17 protein-coding genes are annotated in these 21,872 nt (G+C 58.6%); 11 read left to right on the top strand and 6 right to left on the bottom strand.

Features of this window, described 5'->3' with window-relative positions:
* Positions 1–302: 302 nt before the first annotated feature.
* On the bottom strand, positions 303–908 hold the full coding sequence (locus tag HY011_17555) for a sigma-70 family RNA polymerase sigma factor (GenBank protein ID MBI3424744.1): 606 nt from the start codon (positions 906–908) through the stop codon (positions 303–305).
* Positions 909–1,132: 224 nt separating this feature from the next.
* On the opposite strand from HY011_17555, the gene HY011_17550 reads away from it, so the two are divergent.
* The gene (locus tag HY011_17550; GenBank protein MBI3424743.1) at positions 1,133–4,024 is read left to right on the top strand and encodes a hypothetical protein; all 2,892 of its coding nucleotides are present in this window, start codon (positions 1,133–1,135) and stop codon (positions 4,022–4,024) included.
* Positions 4,025–4,035: 11 nt separating this feature from the next.
* Here the strand turns inward: HY011_17550 and HY011_17545 are convergent, their stop codons facing one another.
* Both HY011_17545 and HY011_17540 read right to left on the bottom strand, forming a co-directional pair.
* Positions 4,036–4,719: a hypothetical protein gene (locus HY011_17545; protein ID MBI3424742.1), complete on the bottom strand. Its 684-nt coding sequence runs from the start codon at positions 4,717–4,719 to the stop codon at positions 4,036–4,038.
* 278 nt (positions 4,720–4,997) lie between these two features.
* A complete protein-coding gene (locus tag HY011_17540) occupies positions 4,998–6,905 on the bottom strand; it encodes a CBS domain-containing protein (protein MBI3424741.1) in 1,908 nt (635 codons plus the stop codon).
* Positions 6,906–7,268: 363 nt separating this feature from the next.
* Between HY011_17540 and HY011_17535 the strand changes: the two genes are divergently transcribed.
* Positions 7,269–9,029 (top strand): dihydroxy-acid dehydratase, encoded by a 1,761-nt coding sequence (locus HY011_17535; GenBank protein ID MBI3424740.1) that lies wholly within the window; start codon positions 7,269–7,271, stop codon positions 9,027–9,029.
* A 121-nt stretch (positions 9,030–9,150) separates the two neighbouring features.
* Here the strand turns inward: HY011_17535 and HY011_17530 are convergent, their stop codons facing one another.
* The 3 genes from HY011_17530 to HY011_17520 form a co-directional block, all read right to left on the bottom strand.
* On the bottom strand, positions 9,151–9,879 hold the full coding sequence (locus HY011_17530) for an endonuclease/exonuclease/phosphatase family protein (GenBank protein MBI3424739.1): 729 nt from the start codon (positions 9,877–9,879) through the stop codon (positions 9,151–9,153).
* 1 nt (position 9,880) lies between these two features.
* Positions 9,881–11,392 carry a cardiolipin synthase B gene (locus tag HY011_17525; protein ID MBI3424738.1) on the bottom strand — a complete coding sequence of 504 codons (1,512 nt, stop codon included), beginning with the start codon at positions 11,390–11,392 and terminating at the stop codon, positions 9,881–9,883.
* 122 nt (positions 11,393–11,514) lie between these two features.
* Complete coding sequence (locus HY011_17520) at positions 11,515–12,318, bottom strand: hypothetical protein (protein MBI3424737.1); 804 nt, start codon at positions 12,316–12,318, stop codon at positions 11,515–11,517.
* Between the two features lie 381 nt (positions 12,319–12,699).
* Here HY011_17520 and HY011_17515 point away from each other — a divergent pair, with 381 nt between their 5' ends.
* The 9 genes from HY011_17515 to HY011_17475 all read left to right on the top strand — a co-directional run bounded on the left by HY011_17515 (position 12,700) and on the right by HY011_17475 (position 21,867).
* Positions 12,700–12,936 (top strand): cbb3-type cytochrome oxidase assembly protein, encoded by a 237-nt coding sequence (locus HY011_17515; protein ID MBI3424736.1) that lies wholly within the window; start codon positions 12,700–12,702, stop codon positions 12,934–12,936.
* Positions 12,923–13,417 carry a Rieske (2Fe-2S) protein gene (locus tag HY011_17510; GenBank protein MBI3424735.1) on the top strand — a complete coding sequence of 165 codons (495 nt, stop codon included), beginning with the start codon at positions 12,923–12,925 and terminating at the stop codon, positions 13,415–13,417. Before HY011_17515 ends, HY011_17510 begins: the two co-directional genes overlap by 14 nt.
* A 7-nt stretch (positions 13,418–13,424) precedes the next feature.
* Complete coding sequence (locus tag HY011_17505; GenBank protein MBI3424734.1) at positions 13,425–14,816, top strand: cytochrome b N-terminal domain-containing protein; 1,392 nt, start codon at positions 13,425–13,427, stop codon at positions 14,814–14,816.
* Between the two features lie 171 nt (positions 14,817–14,987).
* Positions 14,988–16,838 carry a c-type cytochrome gene (locus tag HY011_17500; protein MBI3424733.1) on the top strand — a complete coding sequence of 617 codons (1,851 nt, stop codon included), beginning with the start codon at positions 14,988–14,990 and terminating at the stop codon, positions 16,836–16,838.
* Positions 16,839–17,094: 256 nt separating this feature from the next.
* On the top strand, positions 17,095–18,519 hold the full coding sequence (locus HY011_17495; protein ID MBI3424732.1) for a cbb3-type cytochrome c oxidase subunit I: 1,425 nt from the start codon (positions 17,095–17,097) through the stop codon (positions 18,517–18,519).
* Between the two features lie 73 nt (positions 18,520–18,592).
* A complete protein-coding gene (locus HY011_17490) occupies positions 18,593–19,828 on the top strand; it encodes an FAD-dependent monooxygenase (protein MBI3424731.1) in 1,236 nt (411 codons plus the stop codon).
* Positions 19,829–19,876: 48 nt separating this feature from the next.
* Positions 19,877–20,446, top strand: coding sequence for a cbb3-type cytochrome c oxidase subunit II (locus HY011_17485; GenBank protein MBI3424730.1), 570 nt, complete (start codon positions 19,877–19,879; stop codon positions 20,444–20,446).
* 153 nt (positions 20,447–20,599) lie between these two features.
* Positions 20,600–20,818 (top strand): hypothetical protein, encoded by a 219-nt coding sequence (locus HY011_17480; GenBank protein MBI3424729.1) that lies wholly within the window; start codon positions 20,600–20,602, stop codon positions 20,816–20,818.
* Between the two features lie 140 nt (positions 20,819–20,958).
* Positions 20,959–21,867, top strand: coding sequence for a DUF3034 family protein (locus tag HY011_17475; protein ID MBI3424728.1), 909 nt, complete (start codon positions 20,959–20,961; stop codon positions 21,865–21,867).
* Positions 21,868–21,872: the final 5 nt, after the last annotated feature.

Below are 21,872 nucleotides of genomic sequence, written 5' to 3'. Positions count from 1 at the left end.
GTCTCCTTTACGTGGTCAATCGCCACAACGAGATGATTCAACCTCTGACCTATCTACTCCAGCTACTTTCGCAACTGGAGTTTACCGCCGCACCTCTTACTCATCATGCCGTCTCCTTTCAGAATCAGATACAGGAACGGGGCGGTGCGGAACAGGCGCTACGGACGGGGAGCGTGAGCGACCTGAGCCTCCAACTTGGGCCGATGCCGGGGATTCGGACCACTGGTGCTCCCCTGTTCTGCGTATACGTACCGCCGCAAATCAAAGCTGTGCAAATCATTGAATACGTCTGCTGCCGAGGCTCAGGTCGCTGACGCTCCCCGTTCCGTACCGCCCAGTTCCGTACCTTCCAATTCCCGCCGCAACCACGCTTGCGCAAACTTCCAAAGCTGCGAGACGCGCCCCGGCGTCACGCCCAGCACTTCAGCAATCTCCTTGCCTGCGAGACCGGCGAAGAATTTCATCTCGACCACGCACGCGACCTGCGGATGCGTGCGCGCCAGCGTTTCCAACGCTTCGTCCACCGCCAGGATTTCCGGCAAACGGTCTTCGGCAACCGCCAGCGCCTCAGCGAACGAAACGCGCACCAACGCACCGCCGTGCTTTTGCGCCTGGCGTTCGCGCGCGTGATCCACCAACACGCGCCGCATCATCTGCGCCGCCACGGCCAGGAAATGCGCGCGGTTCTGCCAGTGCACACGGCGCGTGTCCAACAGCCGCAGGTAGGCTTCGTTGACCAGCGCCGTCGTTTGTAGCGTGTGGTCGCCGCGTTCGCCGCGCATCTGTTGCCGCGCCAGCCTGTGCAGTTCGGCGTAAACGACGGGCAGCAACTGCTCCAGCGCTGCCGGTTCGCCGCCGCGCCAAGCCAGCAACAAACCGGTGAAATCTCGTGATTCAGGGGTGTTCATCCAAGCCCTCAAGGTGTGATTGGTTTTCGCGTGGGCCGCCAGCCTGACGGCCCACTATTTTTTGCACACGACTAAATTCTCCGCCCGCGTTTCCGCCTTTTATAGCGAACGGTTGATGGCTTTGCTGAATTGTCGGTCTTTGATGAGGTCAGCAATTTAGCACCAGCCATCAACCGGTCGCAATCTTCCCCCACACAAATTCCACCAACATCAGGAGGCAAGCTATGACCAGCAAAGCGTCTTTGGCAGCAACGCGAGTTTTCATCGCCGCGGGACTACTCATTCTGATCGCATTGTGCGGAGCAGTGAAGCTCATTCAACCGGCAGCGGCAAAGAGTCTGCTGCTGCCCGGCACCGGTACATGGGTAACCAGGACTGCGTTGCCAGCAGCCCGCGAACACGTTATGTCCGGCGTCATCAATGACCTTCTTTATGTGGCGGGCGGATTCAACGGGATTTCCCTCACCGCCTTCAATGACTTTGAAGTTTACGACCCGGCCACCAACGCCTGGCAGCCAAGAGCGTCAATGCCTACAGCGCGTTGGGCAGCGGCGGCAGGCGTCAGCAATGGGAAACTCTATGTGGCGGGGGGCAGCGCCGTATTAAGTGCGCCGTCGTTGAGGACGCTGGAAGTCTATGACCCTGTATCCAACACGTGGGCCACAAAGGCACAGATGCCGACGCCGCGCTCCACCTCTGCGGCTGCCGTGATTGATGGCAAGCTGTATGTCGCGGGCGGGGCCAATGCTGTGAACAACACCTTTCCACGCACGAACGTGCTGGAAGTATATGACCCAGCCACAGACACCTGGACGACGAAAGCCCCCATGCTCACGGCGCGCGCCTATCCTACTGCTGAGGCGATTGATGGAAAGCTTTACGTGGTCGGCGGTGATAACAACGGCACTTGTTGTATTGGCACTGTTGAGGTTTATGACCCGGCAACCAACGTGTGGACGACGAAAGCGCCGATTCCCACACCGCGTGCCTCGTTGGTTTCAGGGGTCATTGGCGGAAGACTCTACGCAATTGGCGGATTCCCGCCACTGCCCAGCCCAGCCGAGACAGGCATTACCGAGTCCTATGATCCGGCAACCAATACCTGGCGCGCCGAAGACCCAATGCCGACAGCCCGTTGGGGGGCCGCGGCGGAAGTTATCAACGACACGCTCTACGTGGTTGGCGGTGCTACCGGCCGCGGCCAGGGGATTCCGCTGGCTACGAATGAAGCGTTCAGTCCGCGACTTGTGCGCGTCCTCAGCAACAGCGCCGCGCCGGGCAGCAATGTCGTGCTGCCCGTCGAACTGGTCTCGCTCGGTGACGAAAACGCGCTCGGTTTCAGCCTCACCTTCGACACCAACATTCTGAGCAATCCCCAAGCGGCGCTGGGCACAGACGCGGTGGGTGCGACGCTCAATCTCAACTTCAGCCAGACGGCGCAAGGGCGCGTCGGCCTCGCCGTTGCCCTGCCTGCGACGCAACGCTTTGCCGCCGGTACACGGCAGCTCGTCAATGTCACTTTCACGATCGCTGCCAACGCCCCCGCTGTGACGACGCCGGTGGGTTTTGCCGACCAACCGATTTCGCGTGAGGCCGCTGATGCAGCCGCCGTCATTCTGCCAACCAGCTACACGCCCGGCAGCGTGACGGTCTCGCCCGGCTACGAAGCCGATGTCACGCCGCGTCCCAACGGCAACAACAACGGCACGGTGACGATTGCCGATTGGGTGCAGGCGGGGCGCTTCGCCGCTGGCGTAGACGCCGTCGCCGCAGGCAATGAATTCCAACGCGCCGATTGCGCGCCCAAAGAAACCAAAGGCGATGGCAAACTCTCCATCGCCGACTGGGTGCAAGCCGGGCGCTATGCGGCGGGCCTGGATGCTGTCGTTTCGGCGGGCGGCCCAACCGCACCGGTCAGCGGCTTGTTGGCGGAGAACGACACGCCGAACGACGCACCACAAGCTGTCGAACAACAAGCGGCGTGCACGGTCCGGCTGCGCAACGCCAATCTCATCCCAGGGCAACAAGGCGCGCTCGCCGTCGAATTCGACGCGCTGGGCAATGAGAATGCGTTGGGCTTCAGCTTGAATTTCGATCCGGGCAAGTTGCGCTTCGTTTCTGCGGCGGTCGCCAGCGAAGCCATCGGCGCGGCGCTCAACGTCAACGCAAACCAGGCGGCCAACGGGCGCGTGGGCTTGGCCGTCGCTTTGCCCGCCGGACAAAGCTTCGCGGCGGGGACGCGGCCATTGCTGGTGGTGACGCTGGCGGCGACGGCGAATGCGGCGGGCGCGGTGATGTTGACGTTGGGCGATGCGCCCATCGGACGCGAAGTCGTGGACGCCGCCGCGCGCGGCTTGACGGCCAATTGGGTAGCGGGCGTAGTGATGGTGGCGCGCACCGTGGCGAGTGTTTCAGCAGCCAGTTTCAGCGCCAGCGCCGTCGCCAGCGAAGCAATGGTGGCGGCCTTTGGCGTCGGACTGGCGACCACCACGCAAACAGCAAATGGCTTGCCCTTGCCGACGACACTGGCGGGCACAGTGGTGCGAGTGCGTGATGGCGCGGGCGTCGAGCGGGTGGCCCCGCTCTTTTTCGTCGCGCCGGGCCAGGTCAATTACCTGATGCCACTGGGCACGGCGGCGGGCGAAGCAGAGGTGACGGTGACGAGCGGCGACGGCGCGGTCTCGACCGGCAAGTTGCGCATCGCGCCGGTTGCGCCGGGTTTGTTTGCGGCCAATGCCAACGGACAGGGCGTGGCGGCGGCGGTGGCCTTGCGGGTGAGCGCGAACGGCGCGCAAAGCTTCGAGCCGCTCGCGCGGTTTGACGCTGTGCTCAATCGCTTTGTCGCCGTGCCGCTCGATGTGAGCGCGGACGGCGAGCAAGTCTTTCTGCTGTTGTATGGCACAGGCTGGCGTGCACGCAATTCGCTGAGCACTGTCTCAGTCAAGCTGGGGAACGTTGATCTGCCGGTTTCGTTCGCGGGCGCGCAGGGCGACTTGGCGGGCCTGGATCAGATCAATGCGCGGGTGCCGCGCGGTCTGGCTGGGCGCGGCGAAGTTGACTTGGCGCTAAACGTGGATGGCGTGGCGGCCAACGTTGTGCGCGTCGCCATCAAATAGCAACAGTCGTTTTAGCCCGCAGCAGCTTGGCAATAAACACACGCACGCCGCAATGGACAACTCTTACATTGCGGCTGCGTGCGTTTGCACAACTCCTGCCCGTGCTGCCGCAACAACTGATGCGCGGCGATCAGCCAGTCGAAATCCGCCGGCAACTCCGCTGCGAGTGCCTGCCGGATGGCGCGGTAGGTGGCGTTGTAGTTTTTCTGTTCGGCGGCAAAGCCCAAACGCACCAGCACGCGCAGGCCGTTCGATTCCAGCGCCAGCACCGGTTGGGTGTGGGTGAAGAGCAGAATCTTTTCGGCGCCGGGTGCGCCGATGGAGGCGAAGCGTTGCAGGGCTCTTTGCGCTTTGGCGGGCGGCAGGCGCAGGGCATTGCGCAGGTCGCCGCTCCATTCCTCTTTGACCAGGCGGGCTGATTCTCGTAAGCGGGCGGCGCGTTCGGCAACGGCGATAGACCCGCCGTGGCGCGCGACTTCGAGTAACACAGCGTCCTCAGCCGCAAGGATTTGTTCCGGTCTTAAGCCGACGCGCAGGGCTAGCAGTTCAAAGGTGGCTGCGCGTTGCGCGTCATTCGCCAGATAGGCGGCTTGTTCCCACAGGATCAACTCGAATGGATCGTCGCTCGGCGGTGGATCGGGTGGGCCGTAATGCGCGTGCAAGCGTTCGATGATGTCGGTCAGTGATGGCGGCATCGTTTACTCCTTGTTATCAAATTTAGGACTTACGCAGAAACGTTGCCACAGAGGCACTGAGACACAGAGCAAGAGAAGTGTTTTCGGATAGGCCAAGCCTTTTCTCTGTGGCTCTGTGCCTCTGTGGCAACGTTTCTGCGTAAGCCCTGAAATTGACAGGGGAACTACAGGGGATATGGGATGCACTGGGAAGAGCAGTTGAGAACAGTTTGTGTAAGCAGGTTTGGGCAAGCACGTTTCCGGCTTTTCCGCGTGCTCGCCGTGCTCCCTGTGGTTAGTCAGCCTTTTAATTCTGCGCGAATCAGTTCCGCCGAGAGGGACAGAAAATCATACGCCGTGACGATACCCACGAGCTTGCCTTTGTCAACCACGGGCAAGCAGCCGATGTTGTAGCGCTGCATCAGTTCGATGGCTTCGAGCGTGGAGTTGTGCGGCGAGATGGTGTAGGGGTGCGGCTTCATCACTTCTTGCACGGTGACAGGCGCGGTTTGTGTTGCGCCCTTGGCGACCAGCTTTAGCAATTCGCGATGCGAGACTAGGCCAATCAAGCGGCCCTCGTCGTCTTCGACGGGGACGTGGCGGACGTGCCGCCAATCCATCACGCAGGCAGCCAAATCCACCAAATCATCGGGCCGCACGGTGAACAGGTCGGTAGACATAAATTGCCCGACCGTTTGGAAATTGTGCCGCCAGTCGCGGCTTTCATCCACCTGCGCGATTTCCCAGCGGTGGACGGGCGTATCGCTGAGTTGTTGATCGAGCATCGTCGCGGTCAAGGCCTGATAACGTTGTTCGCGCGTGCCTTGATCTTGCATCGCCGCCAATGAGCGCAGCATCCATAGCGAACCGTTTTGATCAAAGCGCACACGCTCTTCCAACACGCCGAGGTAACGATCAATGTCGGCGCTCTCAAGGCCCGCGTGTTTGAGTCCGGCGCGCGCCAGGGGCAACAGATGTTCGAGCAGGAGCGCCGCTGCCGGCTGGCGTTGCCCGCCAAGCCAAGTGAATTGTGCTTTCAACCCGTGTCGCGCCGCCGCGAAGAAATTGTCTTTGGCGTCGTCAAAGGACATCACGCGCGTGATGTCGCCGTATTCTTCGGGCAGTGCCGTCATCAGGCCCAGGAAGAACGCGGCATTGGCCAGTTCATCAATCAGCGAGGGGCCAGCCGGGATGACGCGGTTCTCGATGCGCAGATGCGCGATGCCGTCGGTTACGCCATAACAGGGGCGGTTCCAACGCCAGACTGTGCCGTTGTGCAAACGCAAGGCCGATAGTTCGGGCAAACGGCCCGCCGCCAAAACGGCCAGGGAATCTTCTTCGATGTGTTTGGTGAGCACGACGCGGAAGCGCGCGATCTCTTCGCGAAAGATTTCGAGTACGGAGGCTTTGATCCAGCTTTCGCCAAAACTGACGCGCGGCGGTTGCGCGCGCAACTGGCGCGTGTCGGAGCGTTCGTCCACGGCGTGTTGAAACAGCGCGATGCGCGTCTCGTGCCACAACCGATGCCCGAAAAGTAGCGGGGAATTGGCCGCCGCCGCCAGCAAGGGCGCGGTGATGGCTTGGGCCAGATTGTAAAGTGGGGCGAATTCCTGGGCGCTGACTTGCAGGTGTACCTGAAAACTGGTGCAGCAGGCTTCGAGCAAGACGTTGTCGTGGGTGAGTTGCAGTTCGTCGAGTCCCTTGATGTGGACGTAAAAGCGATTGCCGCGCATGCGTTGCAGCGTGCGATTCAATTCGTCGTAACGCGGCCCGGGCGATAAATTCTCAAGCGTCAGGTCGGACTGGCGTAGTGTGGGCAGGATGCCGGTCAGCAGCACTTTGGCGTCGTGCTTAGCCGCTGCTTGCCGGGCGAGTTCGACCAATTCATGCAATTCGGCTTCGAGCGCGCGCAAACAACCGCCTGTGAAAAGTTGGGGCGAAAGATTGGCTTCCAAATTAAAGCGCCCGATTTCTGAGGTTAGGCGCGGCTCGTTCACCGCCTGCAAAATTTGCGGCACCACGGATGCCGGACGCATCCCGGCATCCACCAAAAACATTTCCTGTTCCGCGCCGATGCGGCGCACGCCCGTTTCGATGCGCCCGCCTTCGATGATCTTTTCCAAGGCGGTCAGATCTTTGAGCAGGGCGTGCATGAAGGCTTGCGCTTGTTGTACGCCATTTGTTGCAGCGACATTATGCTCGCCCATGTTTCCTCGCGAAGTTGAGATGATGGAATTATCGTCGTATGCAGCAAGCGTCATACCGAGAATGATTGCTTGCACTTGCCGCCCTGGCCTTGCCGGATTGCGTAATTTTGCCGATTGCCGAGCGGAAAAACGCGCAGCCGGTTTGCGAGTTGCCGAAATGAGGCGCTTGGCTTAAAAGTAGGACTTACGCAGAAGCATTGCCACAGAGGCACGGAGCCACAGAGGAAAGACATGAAAGACCGGAAGACTAGCTCGCTGGCTCTGTGTCTCCGTGCCTCTGTGGCAAAGTTTCCGGCTTTTGCGTAAGTCCTAAAAAGATTGCCTTCAATTCACCTTCTTCATTTAACAACCAAAGGAAATTTCATGAGCGATCAACACAACGCGGGCAATGGCAATGGCAACAACGGGGGCGGGCGCAAGTTGCGCAGTCGCGCCTGGTTCGGCCCCACCGACAAAGGCGGCTTCATTCATCGCAGTTGGATGAAAAATCAGGGGCTGCCCGATCACCTCTTCGACGGACGCCCTGTTATCGGCATTTGTAATACCTGGTCGGATCTGACGCCGTGCAATGCGCATTTTCGCCAGCTTGCCGAGCACGTCAAACGCGGCGTTTATGAAGCGGGCGGCTTCCCGGTTGAGTTTCCCGTGATGTCGTTGGGGGAACCGTTGCTGCGGCCCACGGCCATGCTTTTCCGAAATTTGGCGAGCATGGATGTCGAAGAGTCCATCCGCGCCAATCCGATTGATGGCGTAGTGTTGCTGGTCGGATGCGACAAGACTACGCCGGCCTGTGTGATGGGCGCGGCCAGTTGCAATCTGCCGACACTGGTCGTGTCGGGCGGGCCGATGCTCAACGGCAAGTTTCGCGGCCAGGATATTGGCTCGGGCACCAATGTCTGGAGCTTCAGCGAAGAGGTGCGCGCGGGCACAATGTCGCTGAGTGATTTTCAAGAAGCCGAATCGTGTATGAGCCGCTCCGCCGGGCATTGCATGACGATGGGCACCGCTTCGACGATGGCGAGCATGGTCGAAGCGCTGGGGCTGGCCTTGCCGCACAACGCCGCGATTCCGGCAGTGGATGCGCGTCGTTATGCGATGGCGCACATGGCCGGGCGGCGCATGGTCGAGATGGTTGCCGAAGACTTGCGCCCGTCACAGATTTTGACGCGCGCGGCGTTTCAAAACGCCGTGCGCGTCCTGGGCGCAATCGGTGGCTCGACGAATGCGGTGGTGCACCTGCTGGCAATTGCCGGGCGTGTCGGCATCGAATTGACGCTGGAAGATTTCGACCGCTGGGGTCGCGATTTGCCCTGTTTGGTCAACCTGATGCCGTCGGGCCAGTATTTGATGGAGGACTTTTATTATGCCGGCGGCGTCCCGGCAGTCGTGCGCGAATTGGGCGATTTGATCGAACGCGACGCGCTGACCGTCAACGGCAAAACCATCGGCGAAAACACCGCCGCCGCGCCCTGCTGGAACCGCGACGTGATCAAAGCCTTCGACGAACCGCTGACCGAACAAGGCGGCATCGCCGTCCTGCGCGGCAATCTTTGCCCGGATGGCGCGGTGCTCAAACCATCCGCCGCCACGCCCGCGTTGATGCAGCATCGCGGGCGCGCCGTCGTTTTTGAAGACATCGAGGATTATCACGCGCGCATTGACGATCCTAATTTGGATGTAGACGCCGAGTGTATTCTCGTGCTGAAAAACTGCGGCCCGAAAGGCTACCCCGGCATGCCCGAAGTCGGCAATCTGGGGCTGCCGCCCAAAGTCTTGCAACAAGGCGTCACTGATATGATTCGCATTTCGGACGCGCGCATGAGCGGCACGGCCTACGGCACGGTCGTTTTGCACGTTGCGCCCGAAGCGGCGGCAGGCGGCGTGCTGGCGCTAGTGCAAGACGATGATGTCATTGAGCTGGATGTAGCCGCGCGCCGTTTGCACTTGGATGTGAGCGACGAAGAACTGAGCGCCCGCCGCGCGCAATGGTTGCCGCCTGCGCAAGTGTATGATCGTGGCTATTACCGGCTTTACATCGAACACGTGTTGCAAGCGGATCGTGGCGCTGATTTTGATTTTCTGGTTGGCAAGAGCGGGGCAGAGGTCACGCGCGAATCACATTGAGCTTTGGGTCTAACCTGGGTACGCACCGCTTCCAGCGTGCAGGCGTCAAGTCAGAGCTATTGGCTTATGTTCGGGCCCCCAAAGACTGCACGCTGGAAGCGGTGCGTACCCAGGTCGAGCCTCACTGACGCAAATGAAACTCGGCCACAATCGGCAAATGATCCGACGCCACCAGCGCCAAGCGGCCGCGATGCAATTGCGCCGCTTCCAATTCCAGCGCTTTGTCATAATAGATGTGATCCAGATGCAAAAACGGCAGCACGCCGGGATAGGTGCGTTGGCGGCCCAGCGCCAGGCGCATGTCGGCGCTCTGAAAATGCTCGGCCAGCAGGCGCGAAGCCATGCCGCGCGTCCATTCGTTGAAATCGCCGAGCATGATGCGCGGGCCGTTGTGATCGTCGCTATGCAAAATGGCGGTGTCGAGCAGGCGGCGCGCCTGTTGGCGGCGTTCGGTGAATGAGGTGCCGAGGTGAACATTGTAAACATGTAGCAACTGGTCGTTGGGCAATTGAATATCAACCCGTAAACAACCGCGCTGTTCGCGGCCCGCAATGCTGATGTCGTGGTTGACGGCTGCATTCATTGGCCAGCGCGTCAAGACCAGATTGCCATACGCGCCGCCGTGCAGGCGCCGGTTTTCACCCAGTTGGTATTGCATCCCCAGGCTCTCGGCAATGAAATGCGCCTGGTCGTGTGCGCTGCCGCGCCCGCGTATGGCCAGCACTTCTTGCAGCGCGATCACGTCGGCGTCAATTTCACGCAGCACATTGACGATGCGTTCCGGGCTGACGCGGCGATCCAGGCCCTGGCATTTGTGTATGTTGTAAGTGACGACGCGGAACCGCAGCATCTCAAACCTTCTCGACTTCTTTCGGTGTTTCGGCGACGGCGCTCTTGGTCGCCAACGACAACTTGGTTTCGCGCCTGCCTTCCTGATGCAGGTCATACGCACGCAGGAAGAGTGAAATGGCGACCCAGGCACCCAAAAAGGCGAGCGGTACGGTTAATAGATGTGGCCACCAAACCGCCAGGCCGGACAAGCACAACAACAGCAAGCCCGCGCTGGCGGTGATACGCGCTTCTGACGGGCTGAGCACGCGATGATTGGTGAGTGCGGCGCTTACGGCGTTGCCCAGGCGAATCGCTCCGGCGGCGGCACGGCTGGAACCGGTGACGCTGAATTGCTCGCGCAACTTGCGGCGGCGGCGTTCACGAATCAGCGCGATACGATTGCGGGCGGTCAAGACAATCTCGGTCGCGTTCTGCAAATCATCCAGATACATCTGCTCCATCGCGTGCCCGAAGCCTTGATTTTCGACAATCACATCCAGTTCCCAGTTCCCAAGCCAACTGGCCAGATTCAGATTGGTCGAGCCGACGCGCGCCCAGCGCCCATCCGCCACAGCGGTTTTGGCGTGCAGCATCGCGCCATTCCATTCAAAGACGCGCACGCCCCCTTCCAGCAACGAACGATAGCCTGTGCGCGACAAGGCACGCACCACCGGGATGTCAGTGGCCTGTGGTACCAACAACCGCACGTCCACGCCATCCATCGCGGCCGCGCGCAGGGACTGAACATAGGGCGTCGTCGCCGCAAAATAGGCATCGGTCAGCCACAAGGTTTTGCGGGCCGTGGCGGCAATCATTTGATCCAGGCGATACAATCCAGCGCCATTCGGCATGCCAGCAACAACGCGCAGGTTTACGCTCCCTGCGGGCGCAAGCTCGGGCGCGCCCGTATTTTCATCCTTCGGCAAAGGGGCGCCGCACAGCGTCCACATCTGCGCAAAGGCGTTCTCGATCTCCGCGACCGCCGGGCCGCACACTTCGACGCCAGTGTCGCGCCAGGGATCAATGCCGCGCGTTTCATCGCCCACCCACATCTGCCCGACACAGAGGCCCGCGACAAAACCAATGCGTTTATCCACGGTGATCATCTTGCGGTGATCGCGGCTGATCCAGCCAAAGGGGCTATCGAAGCGGGGCGTATTGAAGCAGCGCACCTCAATTCCCGCCGCGCGCAATTCGCGCCAGAAGCTATTGGAGGTGGCATTCAGTGCCCCGGCCCAATCGTAAATCAGCCGCACGCGAACGCCCAGCCGTGCCCTGGCCATCAGGGCGTCGGCGAATTCGTAACCCTGTTTGTCCTGGTGCAGGATGTAGCTTTCGAAGTGGATGGTGTGTTCAGCGGCGCGAATGGCGGCCAGCCAGGCGGGATAATTTTCGCGGGCATCCTTCAAGAGGCGAACGGCATTACCCGCAATCAGCGATGCGCCCGCCGTGCGCACGATGGCGCGTTCGGTCAACAGCCGCGCGCGCGTGTCGGGGCGCTGTTTCAGACGTTCTGGCAACGGTTTGATCATCGGCGCAATTGAAAAGCGTTAAAACCACGCGCAGGCGGAAGCGCTTTCAGGAAGGACTTCGACCTGCACGTAATTTCAATACCGCTTTGCCGCCGATATTTCAAACCGCTATTCGGCGCCCGCTAGGCCACACCCAATTTACGGCGCAAGGTGTCGCGCACTTTCATGCTTTTGAAGAACGCGGCGTCAGCCTGTTTGCGCACTACCTCAAGCTTAAACTCATGCCAGTTGATTTGCGCCTGCTCGAAAGAATCTTTGGCCTCTTTCAACTCGGCTTGTTCGGCTTTGGCGTCGAGGCCGCGTTTTTGCGCCTCTGCTAACAAGAGCATGTCCCAGTTGATGACCGAATTGGCGCGTTGGAACGCCAGCATGGTGGCGTTGGCGCGTTGCGGGATTTCAGGGCGCGGCGTGAGGTAATTGATCGAATCGTGACACCGCGCGCACATGTCGGCGGTGGCTTTGGGTGAAGTGACGACCTGTGTGGCCATGTGTCCGTGGCAGGTATTACAGCTTGCGCCCAGGCCCAAGCCTTTCAGCTTTTGATAATGCTCGCTCTGGACAAAGGCCTGGACGATTGTCTGATGACACTTGCCGCAGGTTTCAGGTTGATTGCGGTAATGCAGCGGGCTGCGCGGATCGTCCACATTCAACACGCCTTCGTGTGCGCGCTTGGGGTCGTTGGTGGTGGGGTTGCCGCCGTGGCATTTGTCGCAACCGACGCCGCGCATTTGATGGCGCGAGTTCTGCCATTCAAAAAAGCGGCTGCTGACATGCAGTGGCTCGGCGACGGTCGAATGACAGTTCACACAGTTGTTATTGCGATAGTCAGGCTCTTGAGTTTGGGCGTGCGTGGATTTGGTGCGCAACGGCCAAGCATAAGCCAGCACAAAGAAGAATGCGGCCAGGCAAACCAAACGTTTTGTCATAAAGCACCTCCGTCTATCTGGAAAGGCGATTGAAATTGCGGAAACTTTCCGCCTTCCTTTCGCGCTAGTTCCCGTTGCGCTTTGAAGCAAAGCCTACGCCAGCCGCCCTCGCTGCAAAGTCGAGAAATTTCCCCAGTGCCCGTGGGTGCTTTTCCGCAAACTGTTGGTTAGGAGTAAAGGTGCGGCTACGGATACGCCCGGATTCTACGCAATTTGCCGCAGTGAAGGCCCGATTCTGCTTGGCATCGGAGTTGCTGAACGGTGGGGCAAGTGAGAAATAAGCTGCATTTCTCCTTGCTCGTTTTGCTGTTCTTCTAAGCCCATTCCCATCGGTCAGGCCGGTATATCACGGCTATGCATTGACCGAGTAACGGAGCCGTTATGATGTCAATGAGCCTGACGTGGATCGCAATCATCGCCAGCTTGCTGATGGGAGTGGGCGCTCTTTTGATCTTCATTCTCGCAGTCAAAAAAGATTATTTCCGCGATCTGGAGGAGACGAAATACCAGGTCTTCTGGTCCGACATCGAAGACTTGGTTGAGTCCGTAGAGCCGCAGTCTGCCCGGCCATCCGTACCAGAGCGTTTGTTACAGGAGGATCACGATGGCAGTGGGTAAGCCCGCCAAACACGCGGTCGAGGAATTGACCGAAGGCCAACAGAATAGACGCCGCATGCTGGCTTGGCTGAGCAGCGTGGGTCTCTTTGGTTCGGCCATCATCAGCGCAATCTCAAATCTCGTTTTCATCAAACCACGCGCCACCTACGGCGCACCCAATCGGTTCGGCATCGGCAAGCCGGATGATTTCCCGTCGGGCACGCGCATCGCGTTGGGCGAACACCGGGTGTGCATCGTGCGCGAAGGCGACAAACTGTGCGCCATCTCGACGACGTGCACGCATCTGGGCTGCATCATCGCGCCATCCGAAACAGGTTTTGCCTGTCCGTGCCACGGTTCGCGCTTCGATCAGGACGGCAATGTGACGGGCGGGCCTGCGCCGAAACCGCTGCCGTGGTATGCGCTGAGCCTCGCGCCGAATGGCGAATTGGAAGTGGACAAGGGCACCGAAGTGGGCGCCGGAACCTATCTGAAGGTGTAGGGCAACTATGAGCCAAGCGACGAAATTGCCGAAACCCGGCTTGCTGACGACGTTGAAAGAATTTCCCGGCAACGTATGGAGTTCAATCTTCCGCCATTCGTTGCCGAATAGCGATCTGGGTCGTTCGCAAACCAGTTTCACGAACTTCTTCCTGCACATCCACCCCGTCAAGGTCAATCGGAATACGCTCAAACCCTGGTACACGCTGGGGCTGGGGCTGATGTCCTTCTTCCTCTTCGTGATTTTGACGGTGAGCGGCATCCTGCTGATGTTCTATTACGTGCCTGCCACGACGCAGGCCTATGACCGTATGCTAGACCTGCGCGGCTCGGTCGCGTTCGGCACCTTCCTGCGCAACATGCACCGCTGGGGCGCGCATTTCATGGTGGCCATTGTTTTCCTGCACATGTGCCGCGTCTTCTTTACCGGCTCTTACAAGAAGCCCCGCGAATTCAATTGGGTCGTGGGCGTGATGCTGTTTTTGCTGACGCTGTTTTCCAGCTTCACCGGCTATTTGTTGCCGTGGGATCAACTGGCTTTTTGGGCGATTACGGTGGGCACGGCCATCGCCGGTTACGCGCCGGTTGTCGGGCAGGACATGAGATTCCTGCTGCTCGGTGATTACACCGTGGGGCAAGAGGCGCTGCTGCGTTTTTACGTGCTGCATATTGCGGTGTTGCCACTGCTGGTGACGGTGCTGGTTTCCATCCATTTCTGGCGCATCCGCAAAGACGGCGGTCTCTCGCGCCCAGCCGATGCCGATGCGCCGCCACAACCGGAAATTCCTAAGAAAGAAAACTTGGCGGAATGGCCGCGCGAATTGGAGCCGGTTGCCGTGACGGCTAGCGCTGCTCCCGCTGTCAACGGAGTCCCCGCGTTGGCCGTGGCCGCCAAGACGGTGGCGCCTGTCCTGCCCATTGAAAAGAAGCATTACGGCATTCAGGGCTTGGTGCGCGGGCCATTCACCAAAGTGGGCAACGTGCCGGAGAACTCGGTTTTCAGTTGGCCGAATTTGTTTATGGCGGAGTTATTCGTCCTCGTGCTGACGATTGCGGGTGTGTTGGTGGTGTCGCTGCTGTTTAACGCGCCGCTGGAAGAACCCGTCAATGTGTTGCATCCGCCCAATCCGGCCAAAGCGCCCTGGTACTTTCTGGGCTTGCAGGAGCAGGTGAGCTATTCGGCATTCTGGGGCGGAGTTGGCGTGCCTGGCTTGGAAGTTTTGATCCTGTTGCTCGCGCCCTATCTGGATCGCAGTAACAAAGGTGTGGGCAAGTGGTTTGCCAAAGAGCGGCTGTTGCCAAACACGCTCTTCCTGATTTTTGTGATCGTCAATATCGTGCTCATTATCATTGGCACTTTCTTCCGTGGGCCGAACTGGGAGTTCGTTTCACCGTGGTAAGAAGAAATAGTCAGTAGTCAGTAGTCAGTAATCAGTAGTCAGTAGTCAGTAGATTGTGGCGGGAATAGTTCTCGATCAGTTTGACTCTGACTAAGCAAGAAAATTGAAGGCAAATTTGGTTACTGACTACTGACTACTGACTACCGATTACCGATTACCGAGGATTGCATCATGCGACTGGCACTGGCCATTGCAGCGTTCGTTATTCTGATTATTCACGGCTTGGTCTTTTACGACCAGTTCTTCCACAAATGGGAGAGCTATCAAACCGCCTATTTCGATCAGGCGCGCGCGCTGGCCAAGACGGACACGGAACGCGCTGCTGTCAGCGGACGCAAACCGCGTATCGAGCAAACCATCGTCACCACTTTTGGCGAAAACCGCGTGGATCGTTGTTTGACTTGTCACATCGGCAGCGATGATCCGCGCTTCAAGGAGCACGCCCAGCCGTTGCGGTCGCATCCGTTTTCTGAAGCGTTGGGCGACCGCCTGCTCAATGGCAAGTGGGAGCGGCGGCATAAATTTTCTGACTTTGGCTGCACGGTCTGTCACGACGGGCAAGGGCGTGGCTTGGAAACCTTCTACGCGCATGGCGAAGACCATTACTGGAACGACCCGCTCTTGGGTTATGTGACGCAACACGACTGGCGGGCGGAGTTCAAAGACAAACTCAAAAGCACTGAGTTCATGCAAGCCAACTGCGCGCAGTGCCACACCGAAGAGAATTTCAAGAGTACGCCGCTGGTCGCCCAGGGCCGTCAACTCTTCTTCCGGAAAAACTGTTATGGCTGCCATCGCATTGAAGGGTTGTCGAGCGGCACGCTCGGCCCTGATTTGAGCGAAGTCGGCAAGAAATTCAAGCTGGATTATCTGTGGGAATCTATCGTTGATCCGCGCGCCAACAGCAAGACTTCGGTGATGCCGCAGTTCAAACTGAGTGAGGCCGAAATCCGCGCCTTGGTCACTTTTCTAAAGAGTCGCCGTGGGATCAATTACTCAGAGACCTCGCTCGACCGGTATCGCGCCACTTTGGCCGGTAAAAGTACCGTTGGCAAAGTGGCCCAACCAGGTCAACCGGGGGCTGCGGCCACGTCCGTTGCGACTGCTTCGTCCGTGGTTGCAACGGTCCCCACCGCAGCCCTGGGCGAAAAGCTCATCAACGACAAATCCTGTCTGGCTTGCCACAAGCTAGGCAATCAGGATGGCGGCGTGGCGCCGGACTTGTCCTTTGCCGGCTTGGTGCGCGACGAGCAATGGTTCATGGAGCATTTCCGCGATCCGCGCGCGCGCGTGGCCGATTCGATCATGCCCTCGTTTGGTTTCCCGGAGACCGACTTTCTGTCCATCACGGCTTACTTGAAGAGCCTGACGACTCCGCCGCCGTTCACCTCGCCCGCCGAGTTTTTCAAAGGGACGTGTGCGCGTTGCCACGGCGAAAAGGGCGACGGCAAAGGCGCCATCGCGGTTTATCTCGAGCCGTATCCGCGCGACCTGACCAAAGCCGGTTTCATGAACAGCAAGTCGGATGAACGGCTCATCACTTCGATCAAAGAAGGTGTCGCGGGGACTTCGATGGCGCCGTGGGGGCACGTGCTGAATGACGAGCAGGTGCGCAGTTTGTTGGCTTACATCCGGCAAACGTATGTGAAAGACAAGCAACGCCCACTGAAAGAGCGCGATGTCCCGAATACCAATCCGATTGCAATGTCGGCGGAATCGGTGACGCGGGGCGATCAAATCTTCCAGCAACGTTGCACGGGCTGTCACGGGAAGAAGGCGGATGGCAAGGGGCCGAACTCGCTCGACATCCTGCCGCGCCCGCGCAATCTGCACAATGCTGATTTCCTGAACGCCACGACCGACCGCCGTTTATTCGAATCCATTCTCTACGGCGTGCAGGGTACTGCGATGCCGCCGTGGGTTGATTACGGCTTGACCAAGAACGATGTGGGGAATCTGGTCAATTATCTGAGGAGCTTGAACCAAAATGCCCAAACTACAAAGACTGGAAACAAGCACTAGCCTAACCGTTTTCTTTCTCTTCTTCGGCATCGCGGCAATTGATGCTGTGGTAACGCGGAATTGGTTGCACATTCTTTTCTGGCTGGCAATCGGCATTGCTTTTGTGTGGTTAAGCCGTAGCAGGAAGAACGTTCCAACTCATCACCAATAATTTATGTACAGCAGGCTGGTAGCCTGCTGACAATTTCGGATTGCTTCAATGAGGAAGCCAGACAGCAGGCTGCCAGCCTGCCGTACATTTATCTGAGGAGACTTTATGCAAGCACAAGCCAGCATTGGCGCTGCGCCCATTTCCCAAGCGGTGCGGCACAACGAATCGCTGCACGAAGACACGACCGCAAAACTATTTCTCATCAGTTCGATTTCCTATTTCTTTATCGTGGGCATTATTGCGTTGGTCATTGCGGCCAAGTTTGTCTGGCCCGGGTTGATGGGGACGATCCCGTTGCTGACCTACGGGCGGCTGCGCCCTTTGCACGTCAACGGTATGCTGTTCGGCTGGCTGCTGGCGGCGGATATGGGGCTGATGTATTACGTCATCCCGCGTTTGTGCGGCGTCAAACTGTGGAGCGAGAAACTCGGCGCGGCGACGGCGGCGCTCTGGAATTTCATCATTCTAAGTGCCGTGGTGGTGTTGCTGTTGGGGTTCAATCAGGGACTGGAATACGCCGAACTGCCGACCTGGCTGGATGTGCTGGTAGTCGTGGCCTGGATTATGTTCGGCACGAATATCTTCATGACCGTCGCCACCCGCAAGTATCTACAAATGTACGTCACCATCTGGTATTGCCTGGGCACCATCTTGTGGACGGCGTTTGTTTACTTGGTTGGCAACTTCGCGACGCTCTTCACCACGGGCGTCAACCAGGCCAACCTGAACTGGATGTATGTGCACAACGCGGTCGGCTTGATCTTTACGCCGGTCGGCCTGGCCATCGCCTATTACTTCATTCCCAAAACCGCGAACACGCCGCTGCATAGCCACAAACTTTCGATGATCGGCTTCTGGTCGCTGGCATTTGTCTATGTCTGGACGGGCGCGCATCACATGCTTCACGGGCCGATTTCGCAATGGCTGCAAACGATCACGATTGCCTTTTCGGTGATGCTGCTGATTCCGGTGTGGGTCGTGGTCTACAACTTCTTTGCGACGATGAAGGGCCAGTGGCATCAACTGCGCGACAATGTGCCGCTGAAGTTCTTGATGTCGGGCGTGGTGTTTTACCTGCTGACCTGTTTCCAAGGGCCGATGCATAGTCTGCGCACGGTCAATGCCATCGTTTCCAAGACCGACTGGATTCCAGGCCACGCGCATATGGCCGTGCTGGGCGCGTTTTCGTTCTTCGCGATTGCCGGCTGCTATTACGTCGTGCCGCGCGCTTTCAAAACCAGCCTCTATTCCGAGGCGCTGGCCAATTGGAGTTTTTGGCTCTTCCTGATTGGCGGTCTGGGCTTCTTTGTGACGTTATGGCTGGGCGGATTCTGGCAAGGCTGGCAATGGAATAACCCGGCGATTCCGTTCATTGATACGGTTGTCGCCTTGCAACCGGTCTGGCTGGTGCGCTTCTTCTCTGGCATCTTGATGTTCGGCGGCATCACGACCTTTGCCTACAACATTCTGGCGACGATGATGAACAGCGGCGGCGAAGAGACGCGCCCGGCTATAGCCGCAGCCGCGTAGACGGAGAGGCGGGGAGCAGGGAAGCTCAGAGTTCGCTCAGTCCCTAACCCCTAGCCCCTTCCGAAGAGAAACCATGTCAATCATCGAAACCGACATCTTGATTGTGGGTGGCGGCGTGGCTGGTGCGGCGCTGGCCTGTGCATTACGGCATCAGAATTACCGCATCACGCTGGTGGAGCAACGCAAGGAGAAACTCGACACCGCGCGGGGCGACCACTTTCAACCGTACACGGTCGAGTTGCTGGCGCGTTGGGGTGTGCTGGACAAGTTTTTTGCGCGCGGCGCGGGCAAGCGCATTGCGCACGAGTTTCGCACCGCTGCGGGCGAGACTTTGCTGGCGGTGAAATATGATGAATTGCCGATTTCGTATCCGTACTTTTTGGTCTTTCATCACGACTTGATCGCCGAGTTGTTTCTGGAACTGGCGGCAGAGAATCCGAATTTTGTGAAGTTGCAGCCGGTCGTCGCGCGCCAGTTCGAGGCCGATGACAAAGGCATTCACGCGTTGACGGTGACGCTGCCCAATGGCGAGACCGCCACGATCAAGCCGCACCTCGTCATCGGCGCGGATGGGGCCAGTTCAAGCGTGCGCGCGGCGTTGCATTTCACGGCGCTTGAACATGCCTATCAACATCCGATGGTGGCGTTATTCGGGACACGCCCGGCGACGTTGAAACCGGATGATTATTTCTTTCGCTACGCCGGTCGCACCGGCATGCTGGTGATTCAACAACGCATGGATAACCGCATCAAGGTTACGTTGCCGGTGGGCGCTGAGGGCATCAGTTGGTGGAAGAAATCCACGCCGGCGGAACGCGCCCAGGTGTTGTCGGAACGGGCGCACATCCTGCGCGACTTCGACTCAGAGATTGCCGGGTTTTATCCCGTCAAGATGGTGCATTGCCACGAATATGTGAAAGGCAATGTGGCCTTGATCGGCGATGCCGCGCACGCCATTCACCCGGCGCGCGGACAGGGGCTGAACATGGGTTTGCAGAGCTTGCCCAAGTTGATCGAAGCGCTGCCGGCGCCGACCAAGATAGGCCATCCCGACATCTTGCGTTGGGATTTGCAGCTCTATCAAAACTTTCAGAAGCCGCTTTACGACCGCATCATCGCGCGCAACCACGAGGCGGCGCTGGCGATGGACGCTTCGGCGGAAGGCGATGTGGCCGCTTTGATGCGGCAGCAGGATGAACAGATTCGCCAGATTCACACGCAGCCTGAGTTGCGGCGGCTGCATTTGCTCGAAACGACTGGCTACCCGTTCGGCATTCCGGGCAAAGAGGAAATTGATTATCAGGCTTGAGCAATCAGGACACAGGTCCATTCGCAGTGCTTACTTTAGGAGAACGTCATGCTACATAAAGCTGATTACAGCGCAGTTGCTTTCGTCGTGGCCGCCTTGGGGCTGTTTTTCATCGGTGGCTTGCTGACGACCGTCGTGCCGCCCATTGTGGACAAAAGCTGGGCCAAGCCGTTTGAGAACAGTGATCCCAGCAAAGGCGTCACTGGCAAGCTCGAACCTTACACCGCTCAGCAGTTGAAAGGCCGCGCGGTTTATGTGCGCGAAGGTTGCTGGTATTGCCATACGCAACAGACGCGCACATTGCTGGCTGACACCAAACGTTCAGGGTGGAAAGGCGTAGATTCGCCGGTTTCGACGCCGGATGAATTCGTCTATGACAGTCCGCATCTGTTCGGCACCAAGCGTACAGGGCCTGATCTCTCGCGCGTGGGCGGCAAATACGATGAGCAATGGCATCGCACGCACTTCCGCAATCCGCGCGATCTGGTGCCGGGTTCGATCATGCCGCCCTTCCCCTGGATCGTGAATAACGAAGAAGAATTCCAGGCCCTGGTGACCTATTTGCAAACACTCGGACGCGCCAAGAATTGGCGGCCTGATAATGATTATGAGAAATAGGAGAAGCAGTAGTCAGTAGTCAGTAGTTGAATTCATTCTCAGTTTTCTTGCTGGTCATGTTTTCGTGACGGGCTGCTTAACTGCACAGCTACAATCTACTGACTACTGACTACCGACTACCGACTACCGACTACCGACTACCGACTACTTGTTATGCGCGATTACGTTTATCCCAGCGTCTTTCTTGCTTATTTCTTTTTCTTTCTCTGTCTTTGCGTGGCCCTCTATTTCTTTTTCCGTTCGTGGAGAGATGGTTATTGGGGGGATGATGCCGAAGAGGCGAAATACCGCATGCTGGAGCAGGGTGACGAGTCATTCAATTGGTCTGGCAACAGGCCAAGCAATTCGCAACTTAAGAAGGAGGGCAACTAACACGCATATAGTTTCTGTTCTGCGCCGGCTGTAACAAGCGGCGCTCCCTGTCCCGCCAACTGTCAGTTGGTGGCCGACAATACAACGACCCTAGCAATGAGCAGTTGGCCGGACGCTTCTCTCTAACGTGGAGGATCGTTATGAACCACAAAGCAAGCATTACCATGCCTGGTTCGGTCAGCTTACGCGCGCTGTTTTCAATTCTTTCTTTATTCATACCGCTCTTTGCCTTTACCAGCAGCGCGGCGGGCCAGGGGCTGAATTGGGAAGGCCAAACGGGTGCCTTCATTACACCGTTTGCCTATACCAGCAAATCATCAAACGACAACATTGGGCACCCGCAAGTCGCGTTTCACTTTCTCAACACGGGCAGCGTGATTGGCAACAACATGCAGGCTTCGATCACGGTTGGGTTTTTGGGACATGCCGAATTCGGTTATACCCGCTCATTCAACGCGGCGGGCAAAACGGCGGGGCTAAGCCCGCTGTTTGAGGGCGGCTTCAACACGGTGCACGGCAAGTTCAATTTCGTCCCCGAAAATGCCGCGAAGACGAAATGGGTGCCGGGCTTGGCGGCGGGCTTCGTGGCCCGCACGCAAGTGCGCCACGTGGGCGCGGTATTGAAAGCCAAAGACACCGCCAACGGTGATCTTTACCTGGTCGCCACCAAAACCGTGACGCAGGTCAAGGGGCTGCCGTTCCTGCTGAACTTCGGCGTCAAAGCGACCAACGCTTCGGTCTTTGGCATCGCGGGCAATGCGCCCGATTGGCAAGCCCGCGCGTTTGGCGCCGCCGCCATCGTGGTCAAAGGGCCGTCGAAGAGCACGTTGATTTTCGGTTCCGAATTCGCCCAGCAACCGCATTTCATCAAGGATCTGCCGGGCGCAACGGTGCCGACCACGCTGACCTATTTTGTGCGCATCGTGCCCAACGGCGAGGTGCCGTTCAATCTGGATTTCGGCGTGGCACAAGCGGTGGGCAAGATTGCTCCCGGTGTGGACCTCAAAGCCCGGAATCAACTTGCGATGGGCCTGAGCTATCGCTTCTGACACAG

Source organism: Acidobacteriota bacterium (genome assembly GCA_016196035.1).
Classification (GTDB): Bacteria; Acidobacteriota; Blastocatellia; order RBC074; family RBC074; genus JACPYM01.
The sequence above is the reverse complement of the archived record's forward strand: the minus strand, read 5'-3'. Positions and strand labels throughout refer to the sequence as shown.

Bases quoted from the DNA above. Each gene is read 5' to 3' on its own strand.
- HY011_17555 (MBI3424744.1), bottom strand. From the start codon at position 908: ATGAACACCCCTGAATCACGAGATTTCACCGGTTTGTTGCTGGCTTGG.
- HY011_17550 (MBI3424743.1), top strand. From the start codon at position 1,133: ATGACCAGCAAAGCGTCTTTGGCAGCAACGCGAGTTTTCATCGCCGCG.
- HY011_17545 (MBI3424742.1), bottom strand. From the start codon at position 4,719: ATGCCGCCATCACTGACCGACATCATCGAACGCTTGCACGCGCATTAC.
- HY011_17540 (MBI3424741.1), bottom strand. From the start codon at position 6,905: ATGGGCGAGCATAATGTCGCTGCAACAAATGGCGTACAACAAGCGCAA.
- HY011_17535 (MBI3424740.1), top strand. From the start codon at position 7,269: ATGAGCGATCAACACAACGCGGGCAATGGCAATGGCAACAACGGGGGC.
- HY011_17530 (MBI3424739.1), bottom strand. From the start codon at position 9,879: ATGCTGCGGTTCCGCGTCGTCACTTACAACATACACAAATGCCAGGGC.
- HY011_17525 (MBI3424738.1), bottom strand. From the start codon at position 11,392: ATGATCAAACCGTTGCCAGAACGTCTGAAACAGCGCCCCGACACGCGC.
- HY011_17520 (MBI3424737.1), bottom strand. From the start codon at position 12,318: ATGACAAAACGTTTGGTTTGCCTGGCCGCATTCTTCTTTGTGCTGGCT.
- HY011_17515 (MBI3424736.1), top strand. From the start codon at position 12,700: ATGATGTCAATGAGCCTGACGTGGATCGCAATCATCGCCAGCTTGCTG.
- HY011_17510 (MBI3424735.1), top strand. From the start codon at position 12,923: ATGGCAGTGGGTAAGCCCGCCAAACACGCGGTCGAGGAATTGACCGAA.
- HY011_17505 (MBI3424734.1), top strand. From the start codon at position 13,425: ATGAGCCAAGCGACGAAATTGCCGAAACCCGGCTTGCTGACGACGTTG.
- HY011_17500 (MBI3424733.1), top strand. From the start codon at position 14,988: ATGCGACTGGCACTGGCCATTGCAGCGTTCGTTATTCTGATTATTCAC.
- HY011_17495 (MBI3424732.1), top strand. From the start codon at position 17,095: ATGCAAGCACAAGCCAGCATTGGCGCTGCGCCCATTTCCCAAGCGGTG.
- HY011_17490 (MBI3424731.1), top strand. From the start codon at position 18,593: ATGTCAATCATCGAAACCGACATCTTGATTGTGGGTGGCGGCGTGGCT.
- HY011_17485 (MBI3424730.1), top strand. From the start codon at position 19,877: ATGCTACATAAAGCTGATTACAGCGCAGTTGCTTTCGTCGTGGCCGCC.
- HY011_17480 (MBI3424729.1), top strand. From the start codon at position 20,600: ATGCGCGATTACGTTTATCCCAGCGTCTTTCTTGCTTATTTCTTTTTC.
- HY011_17475 (MBI3424728.1), top strand. From the start codon at position 20,959: ATGAACCACAAAGCAAGCATTACCATGCCTGGTTCGGTCAGCTTACGC.